The organism is Bacillus cereus group sp. MYBK245-2 (assembly GCF_051916145.1).
GTDB lineage: Bacteria > Bacillota > Bacilli > Bacillales > Bacillaceae_G > Bacillus_A > Bacillus_A pacificus.
This window is the reverse complement of record NZ_JBQAGB010000006.1, coordinates 1-18,570: the sequence shown is the minus strand read 5'-3', so window position 1 is coordinate 18,570 and position 18,570 is coordinate 1. Positions and strand designations below refer to the sequence as shown.

Below are 18,570 nucleotides of genomic sequence, written 5' to 3'. Positions count from 1 at the left end.
GTCTATTTATTCTGAACTGGTGGCTCTGTTTCTTTCATCGTTAATTCTCGCTCTAATACTGGCACTGGATAGTCAACACCATCTTGCTTTTTCAACGTGATAGAATAAAGCGTCTGCATCGCTTGGTGATCCTTTTCTCTAAACTTCATCTTTCCTTTCGGTGTATCAAATTCCATTCCTTCCATTTTCTTAATTAATGTATCTACATCTGTATCACCTTTTGTTTTCTTTAACGCTTCTACAATAGAAATTGCCGCTGACATTCCCCCTGCTGTAAATAAATCTGGCACCGCACCATTAAATCGTTTTTTATGTTCTTCTACTAACCAATCATTCACCTTATTTTTCGGGAGTGTATGATAATATACCGAAAACCCTTGCATTCCTACTAACGCATCCATCGTTTTTAATGCCGGAATATCTGGTGCACCAGTAGAAATTTTAATACCTTGCGCTTCCACATTCATATCTTTCAACTGTTTCCAAGGTGAATTTGCCCCTGCCCAAACAATAAATAAATAATCTGGTTTTGAGCTAATGATATTTTGAATATTTGCAGTGAAGTCAGTCGAATTTGTATCAGCATATTGCTCGTTCACAATATTTGCACCTAATTTCTTCGCTCCAGCTTTAAATGCAGCAATCCCTTCACGGCCAAATGCATTATCCGGGGCAAATGTCGCAATCTTTACATCTTTTTTTGCAATTGCAGCTGCTCCTGCAATTGCATCTTGCGAAGAGCTTCTTCCTGTTCTAAAAACATACTTATTCCAATTCTTTCCGGTAATACTATCAGCAACTGCCGGTTCTACGACCATTATTTTTTCATATTCTTCAGCTAATGGTAAAACTGCTAATGTATCACTTGAGCTAGACGATCCGACTAAAAAATCGACTTTCTCTTCTTCTAATAACTTCGTAGCTTTTTTAACGGCTACCTCTGCTTTTGTTTCCGTATCTTCTACAACAAACTTAATCTTCTTCCCTTCCACTTTCCCAGTTCCACCGGTTGCATAGTCTAATCCTAATTCAAATCCGTTCACTGTTTGTTTTCCATATGATTCTAATGGACCTGTTAATGAAGCAAGAACCCCTACTTTAATCGTCTTTTCATCTTCTGTACTTGCCTTCTTTCCTGAACAAGCTGCCGTTATGAATAACGATCCTAAAACACAACCAGTAGCCATCATTCTTAGCCATTTACGTTTTTTCATCGACATTGTGATCCTCCCCATATTTTACTTTCTGATAGAATCAAACACGCCAAAGTCCCCTGTCCGTAATCATGACTAACTATAAGATAGGTAATGGAAAACTCTTGTAGTATCCTCTACATTCGGCACAAATCTATAATCACCTTCCTATTTAATGGAAACGGACATACAATCAATATATATTCTACTTTCCAATTGAAAATACTGTTTCGTTGCAGTATTAATCATGAAAAAAGCTACAATAATTAACTTAAGTTCTTAAGTCAATTATTGCAGCCTATGTAAAAAACACTTAATTATTTTCCACTTCCTCTAACCCTTCAGCCAATTGCTTCTTATCTAGCCCTTCCCCTATTACTACTAAGTTCGTTGGGAAACCGAAGTCTTGTTCCAGTAAAGTCGGTACTCCGAACGAGTATTGGAATAAGTGAGGATATTTGTCCCCATGAAATTTCACAAAACCTTTTACGCGATAAATACTATCTGGTAAATTTGAAAGCCATTCGTATAATTTATCTTGATCAATCGATTTCGTAAATTGATACGTCATCGTTTGTATATGTAAATGCTGTTTTACATGTAGTGTCTCATGTTCCGCGTTATTCGTAAATTCAGCTTCTTCTATGTCTTCTAAAGATATATTACAATATTTTGTTTCAAACAATTTCGCATGATTATTTATCACTTTCACTTCTTCTATTACTTTGTTCTTATCCGCACCTGTTAGTAAATCTGATTTATTAATTAAAATGTGACTACCAAACTTCAGTTGCTCATGCAATAATTGCTGAACGTTTGCACTTAATACACTTCGATTTAACCATCTTACTGCATCTAAAACGACTACAATGGATTTCACTTCTAAGAAAGGTGCTAAAATTGGTGATACACATGCATCTAACACTTCAATTGGATGCGCAACACCTGTCGTTTCTATATAAATGACATCTGGTCTTTCTTGCTGATATAACGAATGCAACTGTATTTCAAGCTCTTCTTTTAACGTACAACAAATACATCCTTTCAGAAGTTCCCTTAAAACATTCTCTTTTCCAATAATATCGGTATCTACCGAGTATTCACCAATTTCATTCATCAATACTGCAACTTTTCTATTCTTCTTTTTCTCCGCTAACAATAAATTTTGTAATAGCGTTGATTTTCCACTACCTAAAAAGCCACCTAATATATGAATTTCTACTTTATTCATTTGATCGACCATCCATTTCTTTATTTCAAACGTATTCAAAGCGTAATAATTACGATTTATATTTATTATTTTATTAAAAGAGTCGTGATTTGTAAATATATCTTCACTGTTCGTTTACTTCATACGCAACTCTAATTCCAGACTCTATTGCTCCTTGCATCCATCCATGTGTTAATGTCGTATGCTCTCCTGCAAAATGTACTTTCCCAGATGGTGGTGTAATATACGGAAATAACTCGAGCTCTTGGCCCGGTTCGAACGCTGTAAATGCGCCGCAAGAATACGGATTTTGACTCCAGCTAAAAGAGGTTCCAGTGACAAACTCACTATAGACGATGTCACCGTATATTTCCGCTAAATTTTTTAATGCGTAACGAATACGATCTCTTTGCGAGAGACTATCCCATGTTAATGCCTCATCTGCCCACGTATAACTTGCTATAACGATAGCTGGTCCTGGAGTATGAATGCCATAGCTCGGATAGTATGTAAAACGTATAGGTAAATCTGTAATAGATTTACCACCACACTGTCCCGCTTTCTCCCAAAATCTACTTTTAAACTCTATCGCAATTTTCGTTGCAGCAATATAATTTAATTCACGAATTGCTCTTCTTTTAAAATAAGAGAATAAATAATATGGCCGAACTTCTACAAATCGTAACGCTGAAAATGGAATTGTAATAATAGCAAAATCACTTGTTATTGTAAATTGCTCTAACGTTTGTTCATGATTTCCTTGTAACATTACTTTATTATCTTCTTGTATGATTTTATCAACCTTATACGGCATTAAAATATGTTCTCTTAATTGTGGTAAGAATGCATTCGATAACTTATCCATTCCACCAGTTATTTCATAATATTTCGTTGTTGAAGTAAAGAAAATCATTTCACGTAATACTTCAATTAAGGACATTCCCATATAAGCTTCCATATCAAGAAGTACCCCAATCATATCTATTGCACCATCTGAATAATACTCCATTAAAAATGAACCAAGCGAATACGTTTTATACTTTTTTTCAACGATAAGCCAATTTTTATCAGGATCCTTCTTAATGTAATTTAGTATTGGTTCTAATACTTCAATCATTAGCTCTTCTGCCGTTTTTCCTCTTTCCTTATCCAAAACCGGATATTCAAGTACACTTGGATCATTTTCAAACACATTCAATCTTGTTTGAATGTTATTCGTGTAAATGATATCTGCAAAAGTTTTATTTATAAAAAGGTTTAAAGGTAGTTTAAATTTATGAATATACGCTAAGGTTAACTTATGGGTATCAGGGATTCTCATCGGTCCAGCATTAAAATATAAACCCACACTAAATGGTTCCCGAATTGTATACACCCTGCCACCTATTCTGTTATTTGCTTCTATAATCGTTACTTCATGCCCAGCCTCTTTTAATAAAGAACCTGCAACTAATCCAGAAATCCCTGCACCGGCAATCGTAATTCTTTTTGGGTTATTCTTTTTAACAAGCCCTGCATGAATAATATGAAGCATTTCTTCCATTGCTAATGGGTTTCCCATGCCATTTCCCCTTTTACAAAGGATTTTACTGAATTATATTCGGTTCACTTACTTCCTATGTTTCATGCAAAGAATTGCACGGATACATTTTCAATTACTTGAATATCTTTTATAAAATGTAATAAACTAGATATGACTCTATAGAAGTAAGACGTATTATCTTACATAATAAAATCAATGAAATTGCGAGGAATTTTGAAATGAAAAAAGGGATTAACCGTGTTGTATTAGTAGGAACAGGAGCAGTGGGATGTAGTTATGCTTACTGCATGATTAACCAAGCTGTGGCTGAAGAATTTGTTTTAGTTGATGTAAACGAGGCAAAAGCTGAAGGAGAAGCAATGGATTTAAGTCATGCAGTTCCATTTGCTCCAGCACCAACTAGAGTATGGAAAGGTAGCTATGAAGATTGTAAAGATGCTGACCTTGTAGTCATTACGGCTGGATTACCACAAAAGCCAGGTGAAACACGTTTAGATTTAGTTGAGAAAAACGCTAAAATCTTTAAACAAATCGTTCGCAGTATTATGGATAGCGGGTTTGATGGCATCTTCTTAATCGCGACAAATCCTGTAGATATTTTAACTTACGTAACTTGGAAAGAATCTGGTTTACCGAAAGAACGTGTAATCGGTTCTGGTACAACGCTTGATTCTGCTCGTTTCCGCTATATGTTAGGTGAGTACTTCGATATTGGCCCACACAACATTCACGCCTATATTATCGGAGAACATGGCGATACTGAACTTCCAGTTTGGAGCCACGTTTCCGTTGGTATCCAAAAACTACAGACACTGCTTGAAAAAGACAACACGTATAATCAAGAAGATTTAGACAAAATTTTCATAAACGTTCGTGATGCAGCTTACCATATTATCGAGCGAAAAGGTGCAACTTACTACGGTATCGGTATGTCACTTCTACGTGTTACTAAAGCGATTTTAAATGATGAAAATAGTGTATTAACTGTATCAGCTTACTTAGAAGGTCAATACGGTCAAAAAGATGTGTATATCGGTGTACCTGCTGTTTTAAATCGCGGCGGTGTTCGTGAAATTTTAGAAGTAGAATTAAGTGAAGACGAAGAATTAAAATTCGATCACTCTGTTCAAGTGTTGAAAGAAACAATGGCTCCGGTTCTTTAATTAAGATAAAAAGCAATCCAATTTATTTTGGATTGCTTTTTGCTTTATTTTCTATTTTTTAGCCAATTCCTCATTATTTACATCAAGTACATCTAATAAAAAGATGAAGATCGGTATCCCGATAATAAGTCCCCATATTCCAAGGAAATGTTCTGAAAAGATGAGAATCATAAATGTATAAAAGATTGGTAAATTCGTTTTCGCAGACATAAACTTCGGGTTTAAGAAATAACTTTCAAGAGCATGGATTACTGTAATGAAAATAAGTATGTATACCACGTACATAACTCCGCCTACGTTATATGCAATAATACAAAGTGGAAACAAGGAAATAATTACCCCCGCAACAGGAATTAATCCAAGTAAAAAAATCATAACAGCTAATACGAGAAGCTGCGGAAATCCTAAAACAATTAATGCAATGACAGTAAGAATACAATTTACAACCGCAATCAAAAACTGCGCTTCAATTACTTTACCGAACGATCTTGCAAACCTTTCGCCAAAATATGCAATCTCCTCATAAAAAATCTTTAGCTTACTCTCTTTAAATTTAGAAGTAAATGTAATAATACGCTCTTTTTCTAATAAGAAAAATAAGCTTAATATGAGAGACAATAATATTTGTAAACTTACCTTCCCTATATTTGCTATCGATTGATAGATGACATCTACACCTTGTTCTATATACTTTGATACTTCCATTCCGTTAATTGTCGAAAGTGCATATCTAATGATTTCATTATCAGGCGGGTTTTGAAAAAACAATTTAAATTGATAAATCAATTGCGAAATTTGTATCGTTAACACAGGTAAATATTTATACAACGTCGTGCCAATAAAGGAAACTAATATGATATACAAACAGGCAATAACAATTTTCCGGTTCACTTTCAATTTCTTTGAAATAAAACGTTGAAATCGATCCATTAAAAATGTCAGTATAAACGTAATTAATATTAAATTGATCATACTTTTTAATCCATATAATACTAACGCTACTATTATTAAAACGAGAAACCGTTGAAACCCTCTACTTCGAAAGAAATTTTTCACTTCATTCATTAAAATTTAACCTCCCCCTTCAATGGATGGAAATTGAATATATTACATTTTATGAACTTCTATAGACAATCTTTCTTACTAATTAGGAAGAATCCTTTTTTTCTTTTTATATTGTTAAATTCTATTTATATTAGCCTACTTACTTCAGTTGAGCTCTTTTTTTCGTTTAACCTTTTACAATTTAGGTGATTTTCTATTTCTAGACTGCTGCTCATACGCATATCCAATATTGAACAGTTCCTTCTCACCGAATTGCTTCCCGACAAACACTGCACCTACTGGCTCTCCATTGTTATCATATCCTGCTGGCACCGCTAATTCTGGATAGCCAGCTACAGCGGATAGAAGAACTTCATCGTTATTAATCATAACTAGAGCATCCAAACCTTTTTCTACTAAATATCTATCTAGCTCTTTTCTTGCATTTTCTTGACTCGTTTGCACTACTTTTTCAAACTCATCTTTCGTTATAGCAGATTTTTCAGATCCCTCAATTAATGTTTGTCCATATTTTATTCGTCTATTACTATCCTTTTTATTAAACGCTATAATCTCTTCTAACGATTTTACCGGTACATTTTTTTGCTTTGAAAGAAAATCGTTAACATTATGTTTGAATTCATATTCTAATGTTTGTAGATTATCTACACCCTCAGCGTTTAACTGAATATCATCGGTCAATATTGCACCTGCATCTTGAAGGTCTTTTCTTATCTTTTGCGCTACTTCTTTTCTATTGTCATCTTGTCGATCTATTGAAAATAGTACTCCTACTTTTTTCCCTTTCAAACCGTCTATTGATAAGTCTTTCGTATAATCCATTCTTTCTTTATCTTTCATTTTTTCTGTCATTGCATCTTTTTCATCATAACTTACCATTATGTTAAATAACGTTGCAGCATCCTTTACCGTTCTTGCCATCGGTCCTGCTGTATCAAGTGTTTCAGCTAATGGAATAATGCCTGATCTACTCACCATACCTAGTGATGGACGTAACCCAACTACTGATTGCTGCGCCGCTGGTGCAACAATCGATCCTGTCGTTTCTGTTCCGACTGCAAGCGGTGCAAAATCTGCTGCAACTACTGTAGCAGATCCAGAGCTTGATCCTGATGTATCAAACGTAATCGGACCATACGGATTCAAATTTTGTCCTTTTTTCCCGCTATATCCGCTAGGCATTGTAAAGGATAAATAATTTGCCCACTCAGACATATTCGCTTTTCCTAAAACAAAAGCACCTTCTTCTTTCAACTTTTTCACAATCGTCGCATCCTCATCTGCAATCCAATCTTTTAACACATACGTTCCTGCACTAGTCGGCATCACTTTTTCCGTCTGTACATTATCTTTTACAATGACAGGAATACCATATAAATTCGATTTTTTATTTCTACCTCGCTCTTGATCTAACTTTCTTGCTTCCTCCATCGCATTAGGGTTTATCTCTGTAACAGCATTTAATGTTATTCCATTTTGATCATGTTCTTGTATTCTAAAAAGATAAATACTCGTTAATTCTTCATATGACAACTTTCCATCATCAATCATTTTTTGAAGCTCATCTATAGTCGCATTTACGACTTCTTTTTCTTTTATCTTTACATTTTCTATGTTAATTCCTTTTAACTGGTTATGTATCGGTTTTAACACTCTATCTTTATCATATACGATACGCTCAGGTTCCTTTGGAAAATAATTTTTATATACGTAATATCCGCCAGCACACGCTAATAAGACAATGCCTCCAGCGATAGACAGCGTTACCTTTACCCATTTCTTCATGTTGCTTCCTCCACTCTATAAGATGCTTAGCTATAAGAAAAAGAGAGTTACCTTTTACTTAACTCTCTCCAATCAAAATGCTAAATGAAAAAATGAAAGATTTCAATCTAATTACTTCTTTTTTTGCATTTGCTTTGCTAACATTTCTTTTACTTGATTATACGTTAACCCTGAATTTTTATTTAAACGCTTTACTTCCTCAACATCAGTACCTACTACTGTATATTTTTTCTTATCATTCATTTGTCTAATTCCTTTCTCAACGGATTATTTCTTATATTTCTTCCCTAAATGCATATAAATTAACATCACTACAAAAAAAGAAGCTGTTTTTAAGCACAGCTTCCTTCTCGTTATATATTGGATTTCTTAATAAAATTTCACTACATCTTCAGTAGGCAAGAACGTTCTTTCTGCTGGTTGTTCGTTTGGTTCACCAAATGGCATTTGTCCTACTAAGCTCCACTCAGCTGGAATGTTCCAAGTTTCTTTCACTTCAGCATCTACGATTGGATTGTAATGTTGTAATGAAGCTCCAATTCCTTCAGCTGATAATAACATCCACACAGTATGTTGTAACATCGCATTTCCTTGATGAGACCAGAATGGGAACTGATCTTTATATAATGGTGCATTTTCTTGCATTTTTTCTACAGTTGCTTGATCTTCAAAGAATAGTACAGTCCCTACACCTGCATGAAAACCTTTTAGTCTTTCTACAGTTGCTTCAAAGTTTTCTGCTGGTACGTGGGCTCTTAGTGTTTCTTTCACAATATCCCAAAACTTTTCATGCTCTCCATCCATTAATACAACCATACGACCACTTTGCATATTGAAAGATGTTGGTGCATGTAAAGCTGTTTTTAACACTTCTTCAATTCTTTCTTTCGTAATTGCATCGTTTTTTGTTACTTTACGAATCGAACGGCGGTTCACGATTGCTTCTTTTAAGTTTGTTGTAGTTGCTGACATTTTAATTCCTCCAAATGTTTGTTTTATAATTTATTTTGTTATTTCATAACAAGCGAATTAGCAATATCCATCGGTATTACATTGCATACCTTCAAATGAATTTGTTTTATCCTTTTCAATTTCTTTATCAATGACCCTTTCTAGTGTTTCTTTACTAGCAAGCCCTTGAATGACTTCATCTCCAATCATGACAGTTGGAACAGCCATAATATTCGCTTCCTCATATGCGTGCTGAATTGCTTCTTGATGCTTTTCTTTATATTTACGAGTTACTAAAGCATCTTTAAATTCGGCTTCAGGAAGACCTACTTCTACCGCTAATTTTGTTAACACATCAATATCTTCAATGTTTTGCTCTTCTTGGAAAAACGCTGTGAATACGCGGTGATGATACTCATTACCTAGTCCACGTTCTTTCGCAAATTGACATCCTTCAAAAGCTAAATGTGTATATGGATGTGGTGAAACACGTGGCAAACGCATTTCAACTCCTAACTTCTTCGCTGTCGGAAGAATGAAAGCATCCCATGAACCTAATTTTTCTGGCTCATTCCATGGATCTATTTTTGAATATGGACTTGGACGTAATTCAAATGGCATCCATTCAATCTCTACATCTTTCTCTTTCGCTACCTCATCTAATGGACCTTTTGCTAAAAAACAAAACGGACATATAAAATCTGAGTATACTTTCATTTTTACAGTCATAACTTTTACACCTTCCCTTTAGTTGTAATCACATTAGTTACATTAATGATAAAAAAAATATAAATATGATTTAAGCATGCATTTTTTCTTGCAACGATTCAAACAATTGACCCATCGTAATATTTCTCAAAACTTCTTCCAGCGCGGATTGCGCTTGAATCAAAATGACTTCTAATACAGCTTGAATATTTGCTCCAATTGGACAATCTGGATTCGGTTTCTCGTGAATATGAAATAGCTTATCTTCTTCAACTACGTTCACTGCATGATACACATCTAACAATGTGATTTCATGTAAATCCTTTAGTAATCCCGCGCCACCCGGTCCACGATTTACGTAAACAAAGCCAGCTTGTTTCAAATACGACATAATTTTACGAATGACTACTGGATTTGTATTGACACTCTCAGCCATATAGTCTGAAGTACAAAGTGAAGATGGATTGTTTTTCAAAATAGATAAAATATGAACAGCTATGGAAAAGCGGCTACTAATTTTCATCGTGATCACCACCTCGATGTAATCATTATAGTTACAACTAAAAGATAAGTCAATCCTTTTCATAGATTTTTTATAAACAAATTAAAAAGTGCCCCATTATGATATATGAGACACCTCTTTTTACTCTGCAAACAGCACTTGAAATTCCTCAATAAATAGCTGCACAGCGATTGAAGAATCCTTTAATGAAGGAACAGCTAAAGCAATTTCTCTCCATACTTGTGGTTCCAATTCTCTCGTTTGCACATTCCGTGGTAAATTCGTTAAAGATAATTCGGCTAATATTGCAATACCTAACCCTTCTTGAATCATGTTTAAAGCTGTAGTAACGGTTGATATTACATACTCAGCCCGAAGTGATACGTTGGCTTGTTTAAACATATCAATAATGGGTGGTTCGTATCCGCCCTTACATAATATGATCGGTTCATTCTCTAAATCACTAATTGCAATAGAGTCCTTCTTACAAAGAGGATGATCCTCTCTTAAGATAACAACCATTTTCCCCTTCGTTAATGGGACAATCTCCATCTCTTTATTAGGCAAAATAACAATTCCTATATCAATAACCCTCGATACTAACCAATCTTCAACTTCTTGAATCGTTCCTTCACAAAGAACAACTTCTAAGTTCGGATACTTCTCCTTAAAATGATTTATCATTTTGGGTAAGAAATGTGCAGAAGCACTCGGAAAACTCCCAATTCGAATCGTCCCAACTTCGTGCCCTTTCTCCATCGCAACTTCTTGTTCAATCTTCTCTACACCGTTCAAAATCTCTCTAATATGTACAAGAATTCTGTTTCCTACATCCGTAACGATTAGCCCTTTTCGTTTATCACGTATAAGAATCGTAACTCCTAACTCTGACTCAATACTTGAAATCGCATGACTTACCGCTGGCTGCGTCATATTTAACACACGAGCAGCCTTCGTAAAACTACTTAACTCAACAGTTTTTATTAATACTTGCAGTTGTGTAATGGTCATAACTAATCACTTATACTCCTATAAAAAAGATTCATTTTATTTATTACAGTCGATATCATATCATAGTGAAATGAATAACAACAAGGAGGTCTTACCGTGACACAGCTTTCTCGAACTAAGACGGCCATCATCCTTACCTTTCTCGTTTTCATGTGGGGAATCAATTGGCCTTTATCTAAATTCGCCCTGCATTATACACCACCCGTTTTATTTGCAGGCGTTCGAACTTTAATTGGAGGATTCATTTTACTCCTGTTCGCATTACCAAAATACAAAGAGTTACACTTAAAAGAAACTTGGCATTTATACGTTATTTCTTCTTTACTTAACATCATTATATTTTACGGATTACAAACTGTCGGCCTTCAATATATGCCTGCTGGGTTATTTTCCGCCATCGTATTTCTACAACCTGTTTTACTCGGAATTTTCTCATGGATTTGGCTTGAAGAATCTATGTACGGGTTAAAAATTTTCGGGCTTATTCTCGGATTTATTGGCGTAGGTGTGATTAGCTCTAGTAGTTTAACTGGACATGTTTCTATTATCGGCATCCTTCTCGCGTTAGGATGCGCGATTGGCTGGGCACTTGGCACAGTATTTATTAAGAAGACTGGGCACCGTGTTAATGCTATTTGGATGGTAACACTGCAGCTTATTATTGGCGGATTCTGCTTAATTGGATTTGGATCAGAGTTTGAAAGCTGGTCTAATATCGCTTGGAGTATATCATTTGTTAGCGTACTACTCTTTATTTCATTCTTTGTTATTGCAATGGGATGGCTTGCATACTTTACTCTTGTTGGAGCTGGTGAAGCAAGTAAAGTTGGCGCTTATACATTCCTTATTCCTCTAATTGCGATTATTGTAAGTTCAATTTTCTTACATGAGGCCATTACAATTAGTTTATTCATCGGACTATTATTTATTGTTGTGAGTATTTGTTTTGTAAATATAAAGCCGAAAACACTTGCTGTAGGGCAGCGGGTTGAAGTGAAATAAACAGACATAAGAAAAAGCCTACTGTTTGTAGGCTTTTTCTTATGTTACTTTTTACGACGTACTACAAAAACACACGTACCTACCCACGATACAATCGCCAAAATAGATAAAACGATCGCTATTACTTGCATATGACTAGTGCCTTCATTCTTTTCTACACTAGACACTTCACCATGTTCTCCTGTTAATGAAGTACCTTTTGCAATTGTAGTAAGTGAATGCGGTTTTTCAGCTTTTTCATCGCCTGTCCATTCAACAATTTCTCCGTCTTTATATTGTTGATATGCATCCCAAGCTATTTTTTGTTCTTTATCTGGATTTTTAGCGACGAAAGTGAATCGCTGGAATTGGCCAGGTAAAATCCCTTCTCCTGTCGCTTCCCATATTACAGTTTTAACTTTTCCAGCTGTATCTTTTTGCTCTTGCACTTTCCATCCTGGCACTGGTTCATATTGTTGGAATTCCACTCCAGACGGGATTTTCAGAGTAACCTTTGTCGTTGCTATATTCTTTTCAACTGGCACCTTTATCGTATACGTCTCCCAAGAGTTTACATCAGAAGTTGCTGGTTGTACCGTCACATGAGCACTAACCGGTAATGAAAAAATCCCCATTGCAATTATTGTTGCGATCATTGTTGTTCCTAATTTTTTTATACGTTTCATTTTCTATTTACTCCTTTTCATCTAAAACGGCTCTTTATCTGCCACCTACAATAAATTTATAATCTGTATCAAAGCTATCAAGAGATTTTGTTAATCCGTGCACTTGTATATTCCAGTTTCCTGTCATGTTAATATACATACCTTCCGCTTCATACTCTCCTGGTGAAACGGCTGAAACTTTAAATGAACCTTTGCCCATATTCATATCTAATGATTGCGTAGTTAAAATAATTTGCTCCATATTAGTAACAGGTTGTCCGTTCTCATCCTTTAAAGTAATATGGAATGTATTTTGTCCTACTTTATTAGGACTTACATTTAGCGTAAGTTCATATCCATTATCTAATTGCTTACTCTCTGTAAAAGGTCCAGTAGGAGGCATCGGTGGTGTTTGTACGTTAGTCATAAATGCTACGATTACGAAAACGATAATTCCAATGATAAACTCTACTTTCACTGTAGCGCCTAATCCTTTCTCCGCTCTCATTTTCCCTTTCACATAATGAACAATTCCCAATATCCCCATGAAAATGAATAAAAGTATCTTCACTACTAGGGCCAATCCATACTTCGTATCGAATAACGAGTGGATTGTTGGTATAAAGAATGTACTGTTAAAAAGACCTGTTATTAAAATCACGATGACAGCACCTGTTGCCCAAGGTGAAAAACGCTTAATCATATCCCAATACATACTCCACTTATCATCCTCTTTACGTAAAAGAAGTACAATGGATGATAGACCGCCAATCCATAATGAAGCTGCGAATAAATGTAGAAAGTCCATTACAACAGCAATCTCTTTAAACTTTAAACCAAATGCATGACTATTAAATGCTTTCATAACAAGTAAACCAATAAATAATAATATTGGAATGCTCCATACTTTAAACGACGAAAACTTCTCACGCTTCACAGCAAAATACGTAACAATTATAAGCGTACTAATGAGTGCTATTTGAGTGATCCATACATAACCAAAAACAGAAAGCTGCAATGTTTCTTTTAATAGTATAGAATCGAATGCTTCTAGCCATGAAACATCAGCATTTATTTTCGCTTGCAGTGGTAGGTTGAATAACAAACTAATAAATATCCCGAATAAGGAAATCCATATTATGTTCTTACTCCTTGATTGAACCGAGGCTGCATTCCCTTTATACATAATAAGATTAAAGAATAGCACTCCTATAAATAGCGAGAAACTCGTATATAAAATTCCACGTTCCATAATCATATCAATTTGCGGGGCATACCCCATCTCTTCTACTTGTACATCGTCCGCTCCCACTTCCGCTAATCCAATACGGAACGGAATAACTCCTTGAATGGGATGTCCATCAGCTGAAATTACTTTCCATTGAATAAAGTAGAAACCGTTTTTGAGATTCTCTTTTAATCCGGCTTCTAATAACTTTTTATTTTTTTTATCAATATGAGCATCTTTTAAATCGACCCTTTTACCTGATGTATCTCTCACGTACAATGTATTAAAACTTGAAATTTGTATGTCCTCATCGAATTCAATTTTCACAACAGGTGGTGCTTTTTTCAACGTTTCATTTTCCGTAGGGTTTGATTTCACAACGTATGCATGAGCAGATGCGCTTTTTGGCATGAATATAATAAGCACGCACGCAAGTAATAGCCATGCCCCTAACCTTCTCATTACTTTCACAATCATTTCACTTCTTTCTTCCTCATCACTCTATTTTCATTACTTTAACTTCCCAAGTCTGAGTCTCAGGCGAAATATTAACCTGATTAAATATAAACTTCTATACAATATAACTCTTTATTTCTCTCTCGCCTTTAAACTTCTAATACAATAGTAACTACCTTCATAGATACAACTTACATTTTTAAAGTCGATTGTTATTATATCATAAAATATATTTACGTAAGTTTTCGAAATAGAAAAGTTATCGTGAATCATTTGTGAAGAAAATGTGAAATACATAAAGTGAAACTTTAATCATCCTCACCAATCGGCTTTTACGGGCAGTAATAGCGGGATAAATAAAAAGGTATTACGACGTTATTACGTAATACCTTTTCCACAATAATCATTTTCTCTATATGCACTTGGTTAAAATCAATTAATCTTCTACCTTGTTTATTCATTCGAAATGTGTGCTCTAACGTTTGAATACCTTGTGTTTTTTATTTGGTATGCTTCAACATAACCTTTCACTCTTTTTAAATTTCATTTTCTTTTTTAGGATTAACGCTAATTATTTCCAATAAATCTTTTACCCTCTTATCATATGTATGTTCAATTAGGGGTCTTCTAAATCCTTCCATCGCAATTTTCTTTCTTTGTGCTGGATTTGCTAAATATCTTTCTGCTTTCTCTATAAAATCAACCGATGAAGTAAATGTCTCAATTTGTATCCCTGGAATATAGCACTTTTCCAAGTCCGAACGAATATCCGTCATTTGAAAAGCACCTGTACTAGCTATTTCGAATGTACGATTATTAATGGAACAAGCATTTATTTTTACTCTATTTATATTAAACGTTACATCCTCTATCGATCGATGTATATTCATGTTAATTTTACTTTTTTTGTAATATTCCATACTATTTTTATAAACTAAAAATGGTAAAAGTTTAATTTTATCCTTCAATAACTCATAAGTTTTTAGTCTATCCCAATTACATCCTATAATTAGAGTATTTTTAGTCGCTAAATACTCTGCAATTGAATCAACAAACTCAAGCCGATTATCAAAAGCTGTGCTTATGAAACTGATATCAAATAAGTATTCCTCTTCCGTAAGTATCGGCGTATATATAGGAGGTTCTGCCGCTAAAGGCAAGTAATACACATTATCACAGCCTAAATCTTTATAAAAATCAATACACCCTGTATCTTGTGTAAAAACATAATCATAATCAAGCGCTAAATTTTTCGTCACATCTGTAAAGTAAGGATTATCTGTAAGCCAAAGTGCAGTCTTAAAGTTATATTGTTTTAATTCTAGAATCCCTTTACTTATCCCTTCTTCAAAACCGTGAAAGACAATGATAAGAGCTGGTTTTATCTTCAAAGCTGTTTTCACCATGTTTTCGTATGTTACCATCGTTACATTACCAACTGCCTTTTTCAAACTTTTAAATATAGACTCCTCTAGCACTGGAAAATATACAGTAACACTAGATTTTACAAATAATACGTTAAAATTTTCTGCACTATATGAAATCGTCACAAATAGCCACACTCCAATACATGACATTAACTATTTATATGATATGTATTGCCTAAAAATATATAGTTGGCTACAAATTAGTCTCCCCTTTAACATATTGCTGTGAAAGAGAAGCATAATCAGCTCATTTTACATCTTTATATAAGATATGATTTTCTTATAAAATGTATAACTTATTTGTCACTTTACACAAATACATAAATAAAAAAGAAAAGACACCCTAAGGTGCCTTCCTACGACTTGAACCATCTTAATTTTAATAATATGTATTGAACTCCCATCCAAATATTATTTTACCACTTTTAGTTATATTGTTCATTGGGGGATATCGCCACATGCCCATCAACTTAGGAAAACAAATTCACCCCAAAACGAAAAAATGAGCTTAATTCTCATATATAACTGTCGAGAAATAAATTTTTTATTTTAGTGGTTCTTCAAAATATTAGCTTAATGATGATGTAGTGCTATCCCATATTGTAACAAAAATGATATTAAGAGGTTTATCTAATTAAAAATCCCACCTGTAACGGACTTTTGATGAGGTTGCTTAAATTTTTTCTAATAGTTGCTCGATTTTTTCAGCATTAATAGACCAGTTTAAATCTTTTTTAATCAAACCATCTTTTTTAAGCTGACTCAGAATAGCACTGGTCGTTTCTCTTGTGGAACCAATCATGTTTGCAATATCAGCATGTGTCAATTTCATATTGATGGTTTGCCATTCGTTTATTCTTCTTCCAGTTTTTTCACTTAACTTCAATAATAAGTATATTAGACGGTATTTAACATCACTAAGAGCAATTTTCTCGCTTAAGCTATAAACTTCTTTTAAACGGTTGGAAAGTATATTTATAAATTTCAATGCAATTTTTGGGTTCCTTTCAATAAATCCCTCAAAATCATTCCTTTCAATCATACATAAATAAGTATCTGTCATTGCTTCAGCATAAACCTGGTCATCTGTTAAAGATAGGGTAGATGTTTCTCCAAAAATATTACCACTTGTTAAAATATCAACAGTAAACTGTTTTCCATGATGATTCATACGAAATAAGCGTACTTGACCTTTCTTTAAAAAAAATAATGCTTCAATTGGCTTATCTGGAGATAATATAATCGTTCCTTTTTTAACAGGTTTCATCTCACTTAATTCTTCAACGGCCTTAAGATCGTCCATTGGTAATTCTTCCAATAGACTAATTTGTGAAAGAAGTAATAATTTATCCACTTGAAATCATTCCTTTCACTATTTTTGTTTTCATTATACCGTTCTTTGTGATTTTTACTGTAATCTAAATTACTGCATAAAAGTAATTAATTAGTATAGTACCAAGTAGGAGGTGGTTTTGTGGAACCAGTTTTATATACAATGGATGGGTGCTTAAGCTGTTTTAAAGCAAAACAACATCTAATTCAAAGTAATATTTATTTTATAGAAAAAACTATTTAATGATCTAAATGCTGCATTAGAAATAAGGGGTTTAACTAGGAGAAATTAATGCCCCCGTATTTGTAGATGGAACGGTCATTTTAAAGGGACGTGAAATTTTAAGAGTTAAAAAAAATAGGGGTAATCCAAATGAATGAAAAAACATACATATTTTTGAGAAATGATTAATTACTATAAAAAATAAGTCGAGTTATAGGGAAATTTTCGTTTATATATAATTGCTAGTCGTCCGTTAATTAATCCCACGTTCAACAACAAGCTATCTAATAAGATACTCCAATTTTTATCAACTCTAATAAAATATAAATCATGTACTTATAGTACATGATTTATATTTTAAATTAGCACAGTAATAAGAACTAGCATGTGTATTTTCGTTGTAAAATATTGAATAGTTACCTTTTAAGATGTTTTTTTGAACAGATCTTAAACGCAATTGCAACTATTATAGAGAAAAATAAATGAGTTCCTAAGCTCATTAATTGCTGAGGAGCAAAAGCATTTAAATGGTTTGTTCCCATCCCCATCATTATAGGCATGATAACAAGAGAACCCACTATCCAAATTCCAACCCCAAAAACAATTGTGAGAACAATACGATTTTTAATAACGAATGTAAACAATCCGAATGTAATGCCGAAAATAATACTTATCATCATATGAATAATCCAGCCACTAAGTAAGCTGCTACTTCCCATCATCCCTGCAATCATGGCTATCTTACCCATCATTTGCATGATTATTCCAAAGATAATTCCACCAATGATGCCACCTATAATTCCAGTTTTAATTGTTTTATTAACCGAAAATTGCACGTATATCACTCCTTTTTTGTTTTCATTGTTATCGTAACAGAGTGAAAAAAACAATTCTGTAATGTAAATTACAAAAATCAGAATTAGGCAATTTCCCACCCTCTATTGAATTCAAATTAATTGTTAGTTAAGTTTAAAAATTAACTGGCTATTAAAAAATCATTAAAAAGAGCAAGCATATGAACTGCACCCCAATTGTTAGACACAGTCTAACAATTGGAGGTGCAGTTTTTCTATGGCTAAATTTACAGCTGATGAAAAAATACAAATCGTTTTACGTTATTTAAACGG

General features: G+C 33.9%; 17 protein-coding genes. 2 read left to right on the top strand and 15 right to left on the bottom strand.

The window, feature by feature from the left end; genetic code table 11:
- Window positions 1-2: 2 nt before the first annotated feature.
- The 3 genes from ACTFRN_RS12115 to ACTFRN_RS12105 all read right to left on the bottom strand — a co-directional run bounded on the left by ACTFRN_RS12115 (window position 3) and on the right by ACTFRN_RS12105 (window position 3,964).
- A complete protein-coding gene (locus ACTFRN_RS12115; protein ID WP_000062013.1) occupies window positions 3-1,220 on the bottom strand; it encodes a substrate-binding domain-containing protein in 1,218 nt (405 codons plus the stop codon).
- Between the two features lie 286 nt (window positions 1,221-1,506).
- The gene (locus ACTFRN_RS12110; protein ID WP_049110644.1) at window positions 1,507-2,424 is read right to left on the bottom strand and encodes a CobW family GTP-binding protein; all 918 of its coding nucleotides are present in this window, start codon (window positions 2,422-2,424) and stop codon (window positions 1,507-1,509) included.
- Window positions 2,425-2,527: 103 nt separating this feature from the next.
- On the bottom strand, window positions 2,528-3,964 hold the full coding sequence (locus ACTFRN_RS12105) for a flavin monoamine oxidase family protein (RefSeq protein WP_088106645.1): 1,437 nt from the start codon (window positions 3,962-3,964) through the stop codon (window positions 2,528-2,530).
- A gap of 200 nt (window positions 3,965-4,164) precedes the next feature.
- Here ACTFRN_RS12105 and ACTFRN_RS12100 point away from each other — a divergent pair, with 200 nt between their 5' ends.
- Window positions 4,165-5,109: an L-lactate dehydrogenase gene (locus ACTFRN_RS12100; RefSeq protein WP_000715321.1), complete on the top strand. Its 945-nt coding sequence runs from the start codon at window positions 4,165-4,167 to the stop codon at window positions 5,107-5,109.
- A 51-nt stretch (window positions 5,110-5,160) separates the two neighbouring features.
- On the opposite strand, the gene ACTFRN_RS12095 is transcribed toward ACTFRN_RS12100, so the two are convergent.
- The 7 genes from ACTFRN_RS12095 to ACTFRN_RS12065 form a co-directional block, all read right to left on the bottom strand.
- Window positions 5,161-6,174, bottom strand: a complete 1,014-nt coding sequence (locus tag ACTFRN_RS12095) for an AI-2E family transporter (RefSeq protein ID WP_049122624.1) — start codon at window positions 6,172-6,174, stop codon at window positions 5,161-5,163.
- 174 nt (window positions 6,175-6,348) lie between these two features.
- A complete protein-coding gene (locus ACTFRN_RS12090; protein ID WP_074568295.1) occupies window positions 6,349-7,959 on the bottom strand; it encodes an amidase family protein in 1,611 nt (536 codons plus the stop codon).
- Window positions 7,960-8,070: 111 nt separating this feature from the next.
- Window positions 8,071-8,202, bottom strand: a complete 132-nt coding sequence (locus tag ACTFRN_RS12085; protein ID WP_014893830.1) for a hypothetical protein — start codon at window positions 8,200-8,202, stop codon at window positions 8,071-8,073.
- A 126-nt stretch (window positions 8,203-8,328) separates the two neighbouring features.
- Window positions 8,329-8,931 (bottom strand): nitroreductase family protein, encoded by a 603-nt coding sequence (locus tag ACTFRN_RS12080; protein ID WP_014893831.1) that lies wholly within the window; start codon window positions 8,929-8,931, stop codon window positions 8,329-8,331.
- A gap of 57 nt (window positions 8,932-8,988) precedes the next feature.
- A complete protein-coding gene (locus tag ACTFRN_RS12075; protein WP_074568296.1) occupies window positions 8,989-9,639 on the bottom strand; it encodes a DsbA family oxidoreductase in 651 nt (216 codons plus the stop codon).
- A gap of 70 nt (window positions 9,640-9,709) precedes the next feature.
- Window positions 9,710-10,141: an Rrf2 family transcriptional regulator gene (locus ACTFRN_RS12070; protein ID WP_000704072.1), complete on the bottom strand. Its 432-nt coding sequence runs from the start codon at window positions 10,139-10,141 to the stop codon at window positions 9,710-9,712.
- 120 nt (window positions 10,142-10,261) lie between these two features.
- Window positions 10,262-11,131 carry a LysR family transcriptional regulator gene (locus ACTFRN_RS12065; protein ID WP_074568298.1) on the bottom strand — a complete coding sequence of 290 codons (870 nt, stop codon included), beginning with the start codon at window positions 11,129-11,131 and terminating at the stop codon, window positions 10,262-10,264.
- Window positions 11,132-11,227: 96 nt separating this feature from the next.
- On the opposite strand from ACTFRN_RS12065, the gene ACTFRN_RS12060 reads away from it, so the two are divergent.
- Window positions 11,228-12,133, top strand: coding sequence for a DMT family transporter (locus ACTFRN_RS12060; RefSeq protein ID WP_000192800.1), 906 nt, complete (start codon window positions 11,228-11,230; stop codon window positions 12,131-12,133).
- 44 nt (window positions 12,134-12,177) lie between these two features.
- Here ACTFRN_RS12060 and ACTFRN_RS12055 read toward each other — a convergent pair whose 3' ends face one another.
- From ACTFRN_RS12055 to ACTFRN_RS12035, 5 genes are all read right to left on the bottom strand, one after another.
- A complete protein-coding gene (locus tag ACTFRN_RS12055) occupies window positions 12,178-12,798 on the bottom strand; it encodes a YcnI family copper-binding membrane protein (protein ID WP_074568299.1) in 621 nt (206 codons plus the stop codon).
- A 34-nt stretch (window positions 12,799-12,832) separates the two neighbouring features.
- Complete coding sequence (locus ACTFRN_RS12050; protein ID WP_000636163.1) at window positions 12,833-14,482, bottom strand: copper resistance CopC/CopD family protein; 1,650 nt, start codon at window positions 14,480-14,482, stop codon at window positions 12,833-12,835.
- A 515-nt stretch (window positions 14,483-14,997) separates the two neighbouring features.
- Entirely contained in the window at window positions 14,998-16,011 is a 1,014-nt protein-coding gene (locus ACTFRN_RS12045; RefSeq protein WP_088106644.1) for a CgeB family protein, read from the bottom strand.
- 550 nt (window positions 16,012-16,561) lie between these two features.
- Complete coding sequence (locus tag ACTFRN_RS12040; RefSeq protein ID WP_014893836.1) at window positions 16,562-17,242, bottom strand: Crp/Fnr family transcriptional regulator; 681 nt, start codon at window positions 17,240-17,242, stop codon at window positions 16,562-16,564.
- Between the two features lie 617 nt (window positions 17,243-17,859).
- Window positions 17,860-18,279, bottom strand: a complete 420-nt coding sequence (locus tag ACTFRN_RS12035; RefSeq protein WP_080494720.1) for a hypothetical protein — start codon at window positions 18,277-18,279, stop codon at window positions 17,860-17,862.
- Window positions 18,280-18,570: the final 291 nt, after the last annotated feature.